This is a genomic window from Streptomyces sp. NBC_00370, from assembly GCF_036084755.1.
GTDB lineage: Bacteria > Actinomycetota > Actinomycetes > Streptomycetales > Streptomycetaceae > Streptomyces.
On the sequence record NZ_CP107968.1, the window covers coordinates 3072704 to 3087465 of the forward strand.

Annotated in this window: 13 protein-coding genes and 1 tRNA gene; 10 read left to right on the forward strand and 4 right to left on the reverse strand. The window is 73.1% G+C overall.

Annotation, left to right across the window (positions count from 1 at the left end):
• Positions 1–39: 39 nt before the first annotated feature.
• Positions 40–609 carry a hypothetical protein gene (locus OHS57_RS13535; protein ID WP_328582072.1) on the forward strand — a complete coding sequence of 190 codons (570 nt, stop codon included), beginning with the start codon at positions 40–42 and terminating at the stop codon, positions 607–609.
• Between the two features lie 13 nt (positions 610–622).
• Here the strand turns inward: OHS57_RS13535 and OHS57_RS13540 are convergent, their stop codons facing one another.
• Entirely contained in the window at positions 623–1486 is an 864-nt protein-coding gene (locus OHS57_RS13540; protein ID WP_328582073.1) for a spermidine synthase, read from the reverse strand.
• 58 nt (positions 1487–1544) lie between these two features.
• The gene (locus OHS57_RS13545; protein WP_041996229.1) at positions 1545–1973 is read right to left on the reverse strand and encodes a hypothetical protein; all 429 of its coding nucleotides are present in this window, start codon (positions 1971–1973) and stop codon (positions 1545–1547) included.
• A 235-nt stretch (positions 1974–2208) separates the two neighbouring features.
• Here OHS57_RS13545 and OHS57_RS13550 point away from each other — a divergent pair, with 235 nt between their 5' ends.
• On the forward strand, positions 2209–3555 hold the full coding sequence (locus tag OHS57_RS13550; protein WP_328582074.1) for a tetratricopeptide repeat protein: 1347 nt from the start codon (positions 2209–2211) through the stop codon (positions 3553–3555).
• A 115-nt stretch (positions 3556–3670) separates the two neighbouring features.
• Here the strand turns inward: OHS57_RS13550 and OHS57_RS13555 are convergent, their stop codons facing one another.
• Positions 3671–4267: a histidine phosphatase family protein gene (locus OHS57_RS13555; protein ID WP_328582075.1), complete on the reverse strand. Its 597-nt coding sequence runs from the start codon at positions 4265–4267 to the stop codon at positions 3671–3673.
• A 203-nt stretch (positions 4268–4470) separates the two neighbouring features.
• On the opposite strand from OHS57_RS13555, the gene OHS57_RS13560 reads away from it, so the two are divergent.
• The 7 genes from OHS57_RS13560 to OHS57_RS13590 all read left to right on the forward strand — a co-directional run bounded on the left by OHS57_RS13560 (position 4471) and on the right by OHS57_RS13590 (position 11106).
• Positions 4471–5499 carry a phosphatase PAP2 family protein gene (locus tag OHS57_RS13560; protein ID WP_041996226.1) on the forward strand — a complete coding sequence of 343 codons (1029 nt, stop codon included), beginning with the start codon at positions 4471–4473 and terminating at the stop codon, positions 5497–5499.
• The gene (locus OHS57_RS13565) at positions 5429–6664 is read left to right on the forward strand and encodes a hypothetical protein (RefSeq protein WP_328585059.1); all 1236 of its coding nucleotides are present in this window, start codon (positions 5429–5431) and stop codon (positions 6662–6664) included. Before OHS57_RS13560 ends, OHS57_RS13565 begins: the two co-directional genes overlap by 71 nt.
• Positions 6664–8268 carry a hypothetical protein gene (locus OHS57_RS13570; protein WP_328582076.1) on the forward strand — a complete coding sequence of 535 codons (1605 nt, stop codon included), beginning with the start codon at positions 6664–6666 and terminating at the stop codon, positions 8266–8268. The genes OHS57_RS13565 and OHS57_RS13570 overlap by 1 nt, the downstream gene beginning before the upstream one ends.
• The gene (locus OHS57_RS13575; protein WP_328582077.1) at positions 8265–9608 is read left to right on the forward strand and encodes an AAA domain-containing protein; all 1344 of its coding nucleotides are present in this window, start codon (positions 8265–8267) and stop codon (positions 9606–9608) included. Before OHS57_RS13570 ends, OHS57_RS13575 begins: the two co-directional genes overlap by 4 nt.
• An 84-nt stretch (positions 9609–9692) precedes the next feature.
• Positions 9693–10043, forward strand: coding sequence for a hypothetical protein (locus OHS57_RS13580; protein WP_041989359.1), 351 nt, complete (start codon positions 9693–9695; stop codon positions 10041–10043).
• A gap of 219 nt (positions 10044–10262) precedes the next feature.
• Positions 10263–10925: a bifunctional DNA primase/polymerase gene (locus tag OHS57_RS13585; protein WP_041989356.1), complete on the forward strand. Its 663-nt coding sequence runs from the start codon at positions 10263–10265 to the stop codon at positions 10923–10925.
• A 107-nt stretch (positions 10926–11032) separates the two neighbouring features.
• Positions 11033–11106 (forward strand) — tRNA-Lys (locus OHS57_RS13590).
• Positions 11107–11163: 57 nt separating this feature from the next.
• Here OHS57_RS13590 and OHS57_RS13595 read toward each other — a convergent pair.
• Positions 11164–12426, reverse strand: a complete 1263-nt coding sequence (locus OHS57_RS13595) for a M6 family metalloprotease domain-containing protein (protein ID WP_328582078.1) — start codon at positions 12424–12426, stop codon at positions 11164–11166.
• 325 nt (positions 12427–12751) lie between these two features.
• Between OHS57_RS13595 and OHS57_RS13600 the strand changes: the two genes are divergently transcribed.
• A complete protein-coding gene (locus OHS57_RS13600) occupies positions 12752–14719 on the forward strand; it encodes a putative bifunctional diguanylate cyclase/phosphodiesterase (RefSeq protein WP_328582079.1) in 1968 nt (655 codons plus the stop codon).
• Positions 14720–14762 lie beyond the last annotated feature (43 nt).

Genomic DNA, 14762 nt, shown 5'->3' on the forward strand with positions numbered 1-14762 from the left:
GCCGCACCGTACGCCATTCGGGTGAGCCCGTAGGGCACTATGGCCCCGATGCGTAGCAGAGGACTCGTCCACGCGGTCGCGTGGCTGTTCGCCACAGGGGCGGCGGTCACGCTCTCCTGGTGGGGCGTGCACACGGTCATGGCGGGCACGGCGTACGACCCGCCGCGCGCCCTGCCGATCACGGCTGCCACCTCGGCGACGCAGCCGCCGCCGCTGCCCGCCTCCACCCAGCGGCCCGCGCCCCCTTCGCCGTCACCGTCACGCTCGGCGCCGGAGAAGCACGCGCAGCCGTCCACATCACCTTCGCCGTCGCACGGCACGTCGGGCGGCGGATCGGACAGCGGGTCGCAGGGCAAACCGTCGAAGAGCGCGCCGGCGCCGGACGCGGGCAATGTGAAGAGCTACCAGGTCGACGGCGGCCGGGTCGTCTTCGACATCGGCACCGCCTCGGCGGAGTTGGTCTCGGCGACCCCGAACGCGGGCTGGCAGATGCAGGTCTGGACGGAGCCGACCTGGATCCGGGCGACGTTCACCCGCAACGGCCGCGAGGTGTCGGTGTTCTGCACCTGGAACGACCATCCGCCGGTGGTCCAGTTCGACGACCGGTGACACACGCGGCAGTTCAGTCGAAGGTCCCCGGCGGCGGCGCCGGTGACGCCTTGGCCTTCACGTCCGTGACGGGCGCGGCGCCGCCGGTGAAGTCGGCCAGCGCGCGACCGTGTTCGACCCGACCCGGGTGCGGATCTGTCGCGACCCGCCGGGTCAGCTCGGTGACCGGCAGTTCGCGTGCCGAGCCGAGCAGTACGGCGTTGCCGAAGCGGCGCCCGCGCAGCACGGCCGGGTCGGCGGCCAGCGCGAGATGCGGGAAGACGGTGGCCGCGGTGGCGATCTGGCCGCGCAGGTGGGCGAGCGGCGGACCGTCGGCGAGGTTGGCCGCGTAACAGCCGTCGGGGCGCAGCACGCGCCGTACGTCCGCCAGGAATTCGGCGCTGGTGAGATGCGCCGGGGTACGCGCGCCGTCGAACACGTCGGCGATCAGCAGGTCGGCCCAGCCGTCCGGCAGCTTGGCGAGTCCGGCGCGCGCGTCGGCCGACCGGACCCGTATCCGCGCGTTCGGGTCCAACGGCAGCTCGCGCCGTACGAGTTGGACCAGCGCGGCGTCGGATTCGACGATCTGCTGGGTGGCACGCGGCCGGGAGGCCGCGATGTAGCGGGCGAGGGTGAAGGCGCCGCCCCCGAGATGCACGACCTGCGGGGGCCGGTCCTGCGGCATGACGAGATCGGCCGCATGACCGATTCTGCGCTGGTAGGCGAACGAGAGATGGGCCGGGTCTTCGAGGTCCACGTACGACTGCGGAGCGCCGTCGATCAGCAGCGTCCAGGCGCGCGGCCGCTCCCGGTCGGGCCTCAGCTCGGCGAGCCCGCCGGCGACGGTCTCGGCCACGGACTCGGCCGTGTCGCGGGTACGCCGCGTCTTCTTCGCCACGGACCCATTATCGGGCCACGGGTCAGCCCGGCTACCGGCAGCGGTCGGCAGCTGCCTGCTACCGGCAGCGGTCGGCGGCCTCGATCATCCGGGCCGCCTCGCCGAGCGCCTTCCGCAGGACGGCCGGGTCGGTGACGGGACCCGCCGTGTCCGGCGGCAGCAGCCAGCCGGTCCCGACGACCGGCGGTTCCTCGGCGGGGATCCGCAGTCCGCGCCCGTCGGTCCTCGTACACGCGCTGCCGGGGACGTCCCAGGCCTCTGCGGTGCCGGGCGGGACCAGAAAGCCGAGGGTGTCGCAGGATCCGTCGTGCAGGACGGGGCCCACCTCCGGCGTGGTGCCGCGGCGCAGGATGTCCACCGCCTCAAGTCCCTGCCGGGCCGGAACCGTTACGAGGTCACAGGGCTCCGTCGCATCCCCGGGAGGTGCGCCGTACTCCTGGTTGGGCGTGTGCTGAACAGTCGTTCCTGAGCCAGGGCTGGCTTCCATGCCGACCTCCACATCCAACAAGGGAAACAACCTCCTCGTCGCTGAAGAACACGTTCTGCGTCTCCAGATGGTTCAACGCGGAACAACGTCAACAGCTACGGCGGCACACCGCCGCAAAGGATGGCACTTCATGGCAGATCATGGGTGAGATATCCGGTTTGTAGGCAAACCCTGCGTAAGTGGGTCGTCACAGCAGGTACGTTCTTGCCCCGCCGGACCAAGAGAGGGCTCCGCCATGGCGTCGTCACGGGCAGTTCCCAACCTCGTCTTCCGTCGGCTGCGGGGCAACCGCTCGCCGGGCGAGTTCGCGGCCGCCGTGCGCAGGGCCGCACGGGAGATCGGTGAACACGTCGCGTGCGACGCCCGTTATATCGGTCGGGTGGAGGCAGGCGAGATCCGCTGTCCCAACTACGCGTACGAGCGCGTATTTCTCCATATGTTCCCCGGGCTCGCCCTGGCGGACCTGGGCTTCTCGGCACGCGAAACCGTACGCGGCCGGGCGGCGCGGCCCGTCGTGGACAGGCCGGACCACAGCCATACCAGCGAGGAGAGCGACGTGCTGCGTCGCGCATTCATGACGAGCGGCACCGCCACGGTGGCGGCTGCCGCCTTCGGTCTCGGCACCGCGCCCGCCGTCGCCGTACCCACCGCCGCCCTGCCCGCACCCCGGCGGGTCGGCGAGGCCGAGGTCCGCGCCGTCGAGGAAGAGGTACGCCGGATCCGGCTGCTCGACGACCGGCACGGCGCCGACGGGCTCTACCGCAGGGCCGCGCTGCCGCTGCGCAACGCGTACGCGCTGCTCGACGCGGGCGCGGCCGCCAGCAGATCCACCACCGACCGGCTGCATTCGGGCGCCGGCGAACTCGCCATCTCGGTCGGCTGGCTGGCGCACGACTCGGGCCGCTTCGACGAGGCGCGCTCGCACTACGCCGAGGCGCTGGCGACCGCGCGGGTCGCCGACGACCCGGCGCTTGAGGCGCACGCGTTCTGCAACACGGCGTTCCTCGCCAAGGACGCGGGCCGGCACCGCGAGGCGGTACGCGCGGCCCAGGCCGGCCGGCGGGCCGCGCGGCATCTGTCGTCGGCCCGGCTGCTGTCGCTGCTCGCGCTGCGCGAGGCGAGCGGCTGGGCCGGGCTCGGCGACCGTACGGGCTGCGAACAGGCGCTGCGGCAGGCACACGACCTGTTCGCCGCGGGCCCCTCGGACGCCGACCCCGAGTGGATGTCCTTCTTCGGCGAACCGGAGCTGGAGTGGCTGGAGGCGCAGTGCCACGCGACGCTCGGCGACTGGGCCGCCGCGGCGGGGCACGCGTACCGGGCGACGGTGCTCCAGGACCCGCGCTTCACCCGTAACCTCGCGCTCTACCGCGCCGAGTTGGCCACCGACCTGGCGCGGGCGGGAGCGCCGGACGAGGCGGCTGCCGCCGGGCAGCAGGTGCTCGACCTGCTGGACGAGGTCCAGTCGGCCCGGATCCAGCGGATGCTCGCGACGACGGCGCGGGTGCTGCGGCCGCAGCGGCGGCTGCCCGAGGTGAGCGCGTTCCTGGACCGCCACGCGGTGACGGACCCGCGCGCGATGTGAGGCCGCGCGCCGGACCCGTACCCGCACGCCGCCCCGGCACTTCGAGCGCCGTCCCGGTACCCGTGCGCCGCCCTCATACCTCCGCGCGCCGGACCCGCTGCCGTAGAACCTCCGGTCAGCCCTCCAGATGCGCCGAGTCGTTCCAGACCTCGACCGCCGGCGCTTCGTACGCCCAGCCCAGCACCGAGACCGACGCCGGGTCGAGCCTGATCCGCGCCGCGAACGACACGTCCTCCCCCAGCCAGCGCGCCCCGATCGCGCGCAGGATGTGGCCGTGCGCGAAGACCAGCACGTCCCGGTCGGCCGACCTGGCCCACTCCACGACCTCGTCGGCGCGGGCCGAGACGTCCGCCAGGGTCTCCCCGTCCGGCACGCCGTCGCGCCAGATGAACCAGTCGGGGCGGTCCGACTTGATCTGCGCGGGGGTCAGTCCCTCGTAGCCGCCGTAGTCGAACTCCAGCAGCGCGTCCCACGGCTGGGCCCGGTCCCCGAACCCGGCCAGCTCACAGGTCTCGGCCGCCCGCACCAGCGGGCTGGTGCGCACCTCGGCGCCCGCGAGCCCCGACCACGGTGCGCGCTGCAGCCGTTCGCCGAGCAGCTTGGCGCCCCTGCGGCCCTCGTCGAGCAGCGGGATGTCCGTCCTGCCGGTATGCCGGCCGGACAGCGACCAGGCCGTCTGACCGTGCCGGACGAGCAGGATGCGCGGTGCCATGGAGGCTCTCCCTGGAGGTGTCACAGACAAGTGCCGGTCCATCATCGCGCACCTGACCTCAGGGCAACCTCCGGGCGGATCTTCGCGTCCCTCACCATTGGGGTGATGATGTTTCGTACGTTGATCCGAAGGACACCCGCCGAGAAGGCCAGGCGTACGGCACCGTACGGTTGAACGTCGGCCAAAAGCTGCATTACAACATGATGGAGATCGTCCGGATGTCGTACAGCACCAGCGAGCCGCAAAGGCGGCCGCGCCCCCGGCCTCGCTGGTGGGCGGAGCTGTTGCTGATAGTCGTCGTCTACGCCGCCTACTCGGGCGGCAGACTCCTGGCGCGCGGTGACGTCTCGACGGCGGTCGACCACGGACTGACGATCCTGCGCATAGAGCAGACGCTCTTCCTCAACGCCGAGCACCCGCTCAACCGGCTGTTCACCAGCACCCCGGCCCTCGGCATACCCGCCGACTTCGCCTACGCGTCGCTGCACTACCTCGTGACCCCCGCCGTACTGATCTGGGTCTTCCGGCGCGGCCCCGCCGTGTACCGGGCGGCGCGCACCTGGCTGATGCTCTCCACCCTGCTCGGGCTGGTCGGCTTCACCCTGCTGCCCACCTGTCCGCCCCGGCTGCTCAGCGCCGGACACGGCTTCGTCGACACCATGGCGCAGTACAGCTCGTACGGCTGGTGGGGCGCGCAGGCGAGCGCGCCGCGCGGGCTTGGCGGGATGACCAACCAGTACGCGGCGATGCCGAGCCTGCACGTCGGCTGGGCGCTGTGGTGCGGGGTGCTGTTGTGGCGGCACGCGCGCACCCCGCTGATGAAGTGGCTGGGCGTGGCCTACCCGCTGCTGATCGCCGTGGTCGTGATGGGCACGGCCAACCACTACCTGCTCGACGCCGTGGCCGGCGCCGCCGTGATGGCGGTCGGCGCGCTGCTCACCAAGCCCGCGCTCGCGCTGGCCGACCGGCTGCGCGACCGGATGGACGAGACGGCGTCGACCACCAGCTCCCGCCTCACGCATGCCGTGCTGACTCTGCTGTCACACCCCGCAGCCGCCCCCCGCAGGACCGCGATTGTCAGCGGTGGGTGCGAGACTTCGGCGGGTGAGCGATTCCCCGGGCAGCGGGCCCGCACCAGTACCTCCGGCGCAGCCGCCGTCGATCCCGACGACGAAGGTCCCGAAGGCGACGCCGCAGGCGTCCCGGACGACACTCAGGCAGCGGCTCGCTGAGCTGCGCGGCCCCGCCGTCGCACCGCACCCGCTGGACGCACGCGCGCTGGCCGCTCTCGCGGCGAACCCCGGCTGCCGCAGACGCGCCCTGCTGGACGGCGCGGGTGTGGACAAGGCGGCGCTCGCCACCGCGCTCGGCTCACCCGCCCCCTTCGGCCAGTCCCAGTTCGCCTTCATGCGCGGGAACGCGTTCGAGGCGAAGGTGAAGGGCGACGGCGGTACGGAACTGCTGCGGCTGGTGCACGAGCGGCTCGGCACCCGCAGCCCGGTGCCGTCACCGGCCCCCGTGCCGGGCGACTCGCTCGTACCGGACCTGTCGGCCGCGGGGCCCGAGGGCCGCACGGCCCGTACGGCGCTGGCGCTGCGTGAGGCGACCGTGGCGGGCGGGTGGACGTTGCTGGACCATCCGCTGCTCGCGCTCGAAGTGGCGGGCTCACCGGCGTATCTGGAGCCGGACGCCGTGGTGGTGCATCCCGACGGCCGCTGGACGGTCGTGGAGATCAAGTCGTTCCCGATGATCGACGGTTCGGCCGACGCGGCGAAGGTGGGCGCCGCCGCGCGCCAGTCGGCCGTGTACGTGCTGGCGCTGGAGCAGGTCGCCGCCCACGCCCCGGGCGCCTCGGTGGACCACCGGGTCCTGCTGGTCTGCCCCAAGGACTTCTCCAACCTGCCGACGGCCTCGGTCGTGGACGTCCGCAAGCAACTGGCGGTGACCCGCCGGCAGCTGGCGCGGCTGACCCGGATCGAGGACATCGCCGCCACGCTCCCCGACGGCACGACGTTCGACGTCGAGCTGCGCTCGGGCGAGGAGCTGACCAGCGCCGTCGAGTCGGTGCCCGCCGCGTACGCGCCGGAGTGCCTGGCCGCCTGCGAGCTGGCGTTCCACTGCCGGGACCGGGCCCGTACGGCGGGCGCCGTCGAGTCGCTGGGCCGTGGGGTACGGGGCGAGCTGGGCGGCCTGACCACGGTCGGCGCCGTGCTGGCGGCGGCGCACGGGGAGGCGGGCGACCCCGCCGATCCGACGGTGGCCGCGCTGCGCAGGGCGGCGGCGCTGCGGGCCGAGGCGCTGGCCCAGGCGCAGGTGCCGAGGCAGGCCGAGGCGCCGACGCGAGGGCAGGCCCTGGAACAGGCCCAGGTTCTGGAGCAGGCGCGGGCGGGCCGCTGATGTCGCTGATCAGTACGCTCGCCCGGCTGGAGGCGGTGGAGAGCGGCCGGGCCAGGCCGCTGACGACCGTCCGGCACCGCAGGATCTCCCCTGCGCCGCTGGTCCTCGTACCGCTCACCACAGCGGGCGAGGCGGGCGCGCCGCTCGGCGCGCTCGTCGGCACGGACCGCACGGCGCCACGGCTGCTGACGGTGGCCCAGCCGCGCGACCGCGACCTGCGGTTCGCGTTCCTCGCCGAGCTGGCCGACGCCGTACTGCCGTATCTGGAGTCGTACGCGGACGACGTGGAGCCGGCCGAGCGCAGCGAGAGCGACCCGGAGACGGGGAAGCGGGTCAAGGTCGAGGTGGAGCTGTGCGCCGACGCGCCGCAGCTGATCGTGCCGAACAGGCCGGGGGTCGACTTCGTACGGCTGCTGGGCCGTTCGATGCGGTTCCGGCGCACGGCGGAGGACGACCCGGACACCCCGTACCCGGCGCCGGCGCGGGTGCCGCTGCTCGGCCGCTGGCTGACGCACTACGGCGAGCGCGCCCGGGTGCCGGGCTCTTCGCTGCTGCCCGCCATGACGGATCTGCTGAACCGGCACTGGGCGACGGGCCAGTCGAATCTGGAGGACCAGCACCTGGGCGCGCTGCTCGCGTGGATCGACCCGCCGGACGGTCTCACGGGCGCCGAGGCGGCGCTCCGGGCCGAGCTGCGGCGGGACGCGACGGGGCAGCTGCTCTGCCCGCCGGCCGGGCCCGCCACGGACCCGGCGTTCGACAACCGGCTGCTGGCCCCGGCGATCGACCGCTACGACCGTGCGCGCCAGGCGCTGGCGTCCGCCGAGGAGGGCGCGTACGCCGACGAGCAGTTGGGCCGGCTGACGGCTGCCGAGCGCGACATCCGCGAGCTGCTGGCCGGTGTCATGCGGCCGACCTGGGACGCGGTGTGGCACGGCCTCGACCTGCTGCGCGAGCTGCCGGAGGGCGCCCGTGTCACCGACCGCTGGACCCGCGACCGCTGGTCGTTCACCGGCCACCGGGACCGGGTGCGCGCGGGCGAGCCGCCGCAGCCCCGGCGCGACGACGCGGTGACGGCGGCGCGCAAGCTGGCGGCGCGCGAGAGCGCCCAGGCCCAGCTGGAGGCGCAGGAGGCGCTGGACGACCCGCTGGTGCTGGCGGGCCGCCGGCTGGCGGGCGAGGCGTTCGTCGGGGAGGTGACGGAGGTGGTGATGGCGTACAGCGAGAGCAAACGCCCCGCGCCGCGTCCGCTGGTGACGGTGCGGACGGACGACGCGCCGCGGCTCGGTGAGCGGACGAAGGTGTACCGCTCGCTGGACGGCAAACCGCAGTCGGCGGAGTTCGTCGAGTCCCCGCCGGCCCCGGACGCGCAGGTGGTGCTGCGGCTGACCGACCGGATGGGCCGCAGCAAGGAGCCCGCGCCGGGATCCGTGCCGGAGAAGGGCGATCTGATCGCCTGGACGCTGTTCGAGCACGACCAGCGCGGCGGCGCGAAGCTGCCCGACCCCGAGGACACGCCGTGGACCCACGGCGGCCCTCCGGACACCGACCGGACCCCGACCCTGCCGGAGCCTGATCCGGTAACGGAGGAGGATCTGCTGTGACGGCCCCGCCCCTGACGTTCGACCCCAGCGCCGAAGCCACCCGCGCCACCGACGCGATCCTGTACGACACGCTGCACAGCGCGCATCGCGGGATCGTCGTGGACTCCCCGCCGGGCGCCGGCAAGTCGACGCTCGTCGTGCGCGCGGCGCTGGAGCTGGCCGCGGCGGGCCGGCCGCTGATGATCGTCGCGCAGACGAACGCGCAGGTGGACGACTTGGTGACGCGGCTCGCCGAGAAGGACCCCGAGCTGCCGGTCGGCCGGCTGCACAGCAACGACCCCGATCCGTACGACAAGGTGCTGGACGAGCTGCCGGGCGTCCGCAAGTCGGCCAAGGCCGCCGATCTCGCCGGGCTCGACGTCGTCGTCTCCACGGCCGCGAAGTGGGCGCATGTGCAGGGCGTCGAGCCGTGGCGGCACGCGATCGTGGACGAGGCGTACCAGATGCGGTCCGACGCGCTGCTGGCCGTCGCCGGGCTGTTCGAGCGGGCCCTGTTCGTCGGCGATCCCGGCCAGCTGGACCCGTTCAGCGTGGTGGGCGCCGAGCAGTGGGCGGGCCTGTCGTACGACCCCTCGGCGAGCGCGGTCTCGACGCTCCTCGCGCACAACCCGGAGCTGCCGCAGCACCGGCTGCCGGTCTCCTGGCGGCTGCCCGCGTCGGCGGCGCCGCTGGTGTCGGCCGCGTTCTACCCGTACACCCCGTTCCGCAGCGGCACCGGCGACGGCGACCGGCTGCTGGGTTTCACCGTCCCGTCCGACGGCTCGGGCCCCGACCGGGTGCTGGACGAGGCGGCGGCCTCCGGCTGGGGCCTGCTGGAGCTGCCCGCCCGCCGCACACCCCGTACGGACCCCGAGGCGGTACGGGCGGTGGCGACGGTCGTCCGCCGCCTGCTGGACCGCGGCGGCGCGGCGACCAGCGAACGCTCCGACGAACCGGTCCCGCTGACGGCGGACCGTATCGCGGTCGGCACGGCCCACCGCGACCAGGCGGCGGCGGTCCGCGCCGCCCTCGCCGAGCTGGGCGTGACCGGCGTCGCCGTGGACACGGCGAACCGTCTGCAGGGCCGCGAGTTCGACGTCACGGTCGTCCTGCACCCGCTGTCGGGCCGCCCGGACGCCACGGCCTTCCACCTGGAGACCGGCCGCCTCTGCGTCCTCGCCTCCCGCCACCGCCACGCCTGCATCGTGGTCTGCCGCGCCGGCGTCCCCGAACTGCTGGACGAACACCCCTCGACGGAACCGGTCCAGCTGGGCGTGACGGTCAAATTCCCGGACGGCTGGGAAGCGAACCACGCGGTGCTGGCGCACCTTTCCGCACACCGGGTGAACTGGACCCCATGAGGCGTACTTGCGCCGGGTTGGACAATGGACGGTGGCCGAGCAGCACCTGACCGACATCGGCAGGCACGAGCAGGAGGAAAACACATGCGGGATCCCGAGCGGAGCGAGCGGCGGCGGCTGCGGCCCGCGCCTCTCCTCTTCGAGCCCTCCGAGGCGGTGGCCGACGCGGAGCACTTCTTCGACCTGGAGTCCATCGACGACCCCGCCGCCCTGCTCACCCGGGCCACGGAGCTGACGCTCGCGTTCCGCGCGGCCACCGACCGGGCCGTCGAGTTCCAGGCGGTCGCGGCGGCCCAGCTCGCCGATCCGCGGCGGTTCGACCGGCTGACGGCCGCGGACATCGCCGAGCGCGCGGAGTGGACGGAGGACTACGCGAAGCGGATGGTCGAATTCGGCCGTGACCTGCTGCGCGGCGAGGGTCTCGCGGAGAAGTGACCGGCCGGGCGACCCGGCCGTCACCCGTCACCGGCACGGCGACTGCCTCCGAGCGGCCCCGTGGCCGCCTGTGACAGGTCTCGTGGCGGGCCCTGACCGGCCCGCCAACCACTCATATGGCATATGCCGGGACGTAGGTTACCCCCGGGCACCGCGCTCTGTCCCGGCTTCGGGAAACTCTCAGATACAGAACCGTTACTGCCGGTAGATCTTGTTGCCATGACCGCATGGCTACGAGATGAATCCCCGCTGAGCCCCGGCACGAGTGACGACGAGCGCCGGACCGACATCTTCGGCCTCCTCCGCGACGAGGGCTCCCACCAGACCGGTCAGGTCACCCCTGCCGGTGCGGACTGGCTCGCCTCGGCCGGTCCCTGTCCCCGGTCCACCCTCTCCCTCTGGGCGGCCCGGCCGACCGCACCCGGCGTGCTGCCCTGCGGCTCCGCCTTCGACGTGGTGAACACCCCCGCGATGTTCGGCCGCCGGATGCTGGACCGGCTCTGGGGCGAGGGCCCCGGGTCGGGGCCCGTCGCGGTGCACCGGGGCAGGACGCTGCTCTTCGCCGCCCCCGGCACCGCCCAGCGGTTACCCGCCCTGCTGTCCTGGGAGGAGTGGGGCTGCGCGGCCGACGACGAGGGCCAGGAGGCCGGCGTACCGCCGCTGCTGTGCCACGGCACCGGCGACGCCGTGACCGTACCCCCGCTCACCCCGGGCGCGACCGGGGCCGCCGCGGGACCCCGCTGGGTGGTGGCGCCGGACACCCGGCACCCCTGGCTGCCGGGGCCCGAGGTGCTGCTGTGGGCCTGTGTGCGGGCGGTCCGCTCGGCGGCCCGTGCGACGCTCGCCACAACGGCGGGGCGGCTGCCGCGCTCCTGCTCGTGACCGTTCCGCCGGACCCGCCCTGACCACGGCATACGGCCTCGGATGCGGCCTCCGTAACCGATTTTTCTTCCGGCCGATCCGGGTGCTAAGGTCTACGACGTCAGCAAGCGCCGCTAGCTCAGTTGGTTAGAGCAGCTGACTCTTAATCAGCGGGTCCGGGGTTCGAGTCCCTGGCGGCGCACAGACAGGGAGAAGGCCTCTCGCTCCGGCGAGGGGCCTTCTCCCGTCCTGCCATCGCTTACTCCGGCGGGCTCGTCGTGATCTTCACCGTGTACGCGCCGGTCGACGTCCGGTCCGCCACCTCCACCGTGATCCGCTCGCCGTTCCCCGGGACGGTGAAGGTCTCGCCCACCCCCAGCGGCGCGTCGGCCAGCGGCGGATACACCGACCGGTCCCAGCACGCCTCGCTGTGCGGATGCGTGTCCACCACCTCGATGGGCCCGCCGCCCGACGCCGTACCGCCGCGCACCTTGTAGATCAGCACGCCCTCGGTGCAGGTGTGCGCGTCGTTGCCGGTCGCCGCCCGCGCCTCGATCGCCACCGCACTCTCCGCGCCGGTCCTGACCACCGCGAGCCGGGTCCCGGCGCGCCCGCCGACAGCCGGCGCCGCCGCGATCGGCTCCAGCGTCAGCAGGGTGGTGCCGGTCGGCCGGACGCAGCGCACCTGGCGCGGGTCCAGCCAGCCCATCTTCCACTTGTGCCAGCCGAAGAAGTCGGGCGCGAGGCCGAACTGGCTGCCCATCACGTCCCAGTCGCCGACGTACGTGTCCCAGTCGCCCTTGCCGTCGGCCGGCCGGTGGTAGAGGTCGGCCAGGTCGAAGACATGCCCGGTCTCGTGGGCCAGCACATTGCGGTCCGGCGGATGCCGTTCGAAGACGGTGACGGCGCGCTTGATGTCCGTACCGTCCGCCCGCATCGGCGCGTCGAAGTTGACGACCTTCGTGGCGTCCGAGTCGACCCCCGGCGCGTCCGGGTCGGCGACCAGATAGACCAGGTCGTACTTGGAGAAGTCGACGCCGGGGTCGGACACGCGCAGCGCGTCGCGCAGATACGCGGCGCGGTCCACCGGGTCCCAGTCACGCGTTATGCGGTACGAGGTCGACGGGTGCGGCATCGTCAGCCAGCGCTTCCCCGGGTGTACGCGCAGCGCGAACTTCCCGTACGAGGCCCGCTCGTAGAACTGGCTGGTGGCGGGGAAGTGGTCGGCGACCAGGTCGCGCGGCTCGGTCAGCGGCCGGGAGTCGGGGAAGGACAGGAAGATCATCACGGCGTCGAGCGCGTGGTCGGGGCGGGGGTAGGCGTTGTTCCAGGTGTCGAGCCCCGCCGAGTGGTGCACGGGGGTCCTGGGCAGCGCGCAGGCACCCATCGACGTGGGCGTCGCGGCCACGGTCGGCCCGGCGACCAGCGAGGTGGCGGCGAGCGCCATGAGGGAGGTCAGGGCGGCCGCGACGCTGCGCAGCCGCGGCCGGTCCACTCCCCCGGGTGTCTGCTGACGCTCCACGTCGACCTCCGGCTACGGAATGCGGGACACCTCACCCACCTTGTTCTGGTTTCGGATGGAATGCCCTGTTCCAATGCCCCAATCGAGTGGGGAGCCCGACACCCCGGGGTTACACGGAAAGTCACAACCGATCACGAGGCGGCCGGCCTGGGCCACAGCCGCGCAGAAACGATCGTCCGATGACAGATCGTCGGCGCTCCGTTATCCCGTTCATCACGACGGAGCTGGAACGGGCCCCCTCAAAACCTCTATGATCGGCACACTTTCCCGGCCCCGAAAGGCCCGACCACCCCTGTACGACACGACTGCACCGCGGGAGCGAGCCGTGAGCGCAACCTCCGAAGGGCCGCGATCAGCGGCAGTCGCAGCGCCCGGTGACACCCAGCCGTCCGTCGGTGACACACCCCCGTCCGTTACGGAGCGTCACCCGGTAGGGAGAACAGCCACGGCCAGAGCGACGGCAGGCGGATCGGCGGCAGCCCGAACACCGTCCGAGCTGCGCGACTACCGCGCCGCGTTCCAGGCCGCCCAGCTCGCGATGGCAGTGCTGGACCACGACGGCGCCGTCGTCAGCGCCAACGAAGCGCTCGGCGAACTGCTCGGCACCGAGCCGGCCGCGCTGCGCGAGCAGCCGGCCGCCGACCTGGTCGACCTGGCGTCGGACGCCCGTACGTGGCACGCGTACCACGAGGTGCTGGGCGGCCGGCGGGCCCGCTTCCGCTGCACCCGGCGGCTGAAGCACGCGGAGGGCCGCGCGCTGTGGGCCGAGGTCACCGTCGCGCCCGTACCCGAGAGCGAGAGCGTGCTGCTGTCGATCGCCGACATCAGCGACCGGCGCGAACTCCAGGCGCGGCTGCGCCACTTGCAGATGCACGACCCGGTCACGCGGCTGCCCAACCGGGCGCTGTTCTTCGAACGGCTGTCCTCGACGCTGGGCGCCTCGCCGTACGAGAACGACGAGACGGCCGGTGAGTTCGGCGATTTCGGCGAGGGCGGCGCCGATGGCAGAACAGGGCGGATCGGTCTCTGCTACCTGGACCTGGACGGCTTCAAGGCCGTCAACGACACCCTCGGACACCGCGTCGGCGACCGGCTGCTGGCCGCCGTGGCGGGCCGGCTCACCGAGTGCGCCGACCACGACAGCCGCACCCGCAGCGGTAACCACCTGGTCGCGCGCCTCGGCGGCGACGAGTTCGGCATCCTCGTCGAGGACTCCACCGGCACGGAACAGCTGACCGCCCTCGCCCGCTCCGTACTGGCCGCGCTCCAGCTCCCGTTCGACCTCGCCGGACAGCGGCTCTCCGTCTCCGCCTCGATCGGCGTCGTCGAACGCACCGCGGCCGGCACGACACCGACCGCCCTGATGCAGGCCGCCGACACCACGCTGTACTGGGCGAAGGCGGACGGCAAGGCCCGCTGGACGCTCTTCGACCCGGAGCGCAACGCCCACCGGATGACCCGTCAGGCGCTCTCCTCCACCCTGCGTCCCGCGGTCGAGCGGGAGGAGTTCGTACTGGAGTACCAGCCGCTGGTGGGCATGGCCGACGGGACCGTACGGGGCGTGGAGGCCCTGGTCCGCTGGAACCACCCCCAGTTCGGCACCCTCGCGCCGAACCGCTTCATCGGCATCGCCGAGGAGGACGGCTCGATCGTGCAGCTCGGTGGCTGGGTGCTGCGTACGGCCTGCCGCCAGGCCAGACAGTGGCAACAGGAACACCCGGACGACGAGCCCCTGTTCGTGAGCGTCAACGTCGCCGTACGGCAGGTGTGGGACTCCGACCTGGTGTCCGACGTGGCGGAGATCCTGGCCGAGACGGGCCTGTCACCGGCCCTGCTCCAACTGGAGCTGACGGAGTCGGCGGTGATGGGCTCGGCGGGCCGCCCGCTCCAAGCACTGCAAGCGCTCAGCGAGATGGGCGTACGGATCGCCATCGACGACTTCGGCACGGGCTACTCGAACCTGGCCTACCTCAGCCGTCTCCCGGTCTCCGTCCTGAAACTGGACGGCTCCTTCGTCCGCGGCTTCCGCTACGACGAGGGCGCCCACCCGAGCCCGGCGGACGAGATGATCGTCGAGGCCCTGGTCCAACTCGCCCACCGCCTGGGCCTGACGGTCACCGCCGAATGCGTCGAAACGGCAGGCCAGGCGGAACGCCTGCGCGGCATCGGCTGCGACACGGGCCAGGGCTGGCTCTACTCCCGCGCGGTGTCCCCGGACCGCATCACCCGCCTCCTGACAGACCGCACGAGAGACACCGCACGGACACCCGTCATCACCCCCCAACGCGTCTGACCACCGCCGTCGTCGCCGTCGGGATATGAGTGGCCCGACCGCA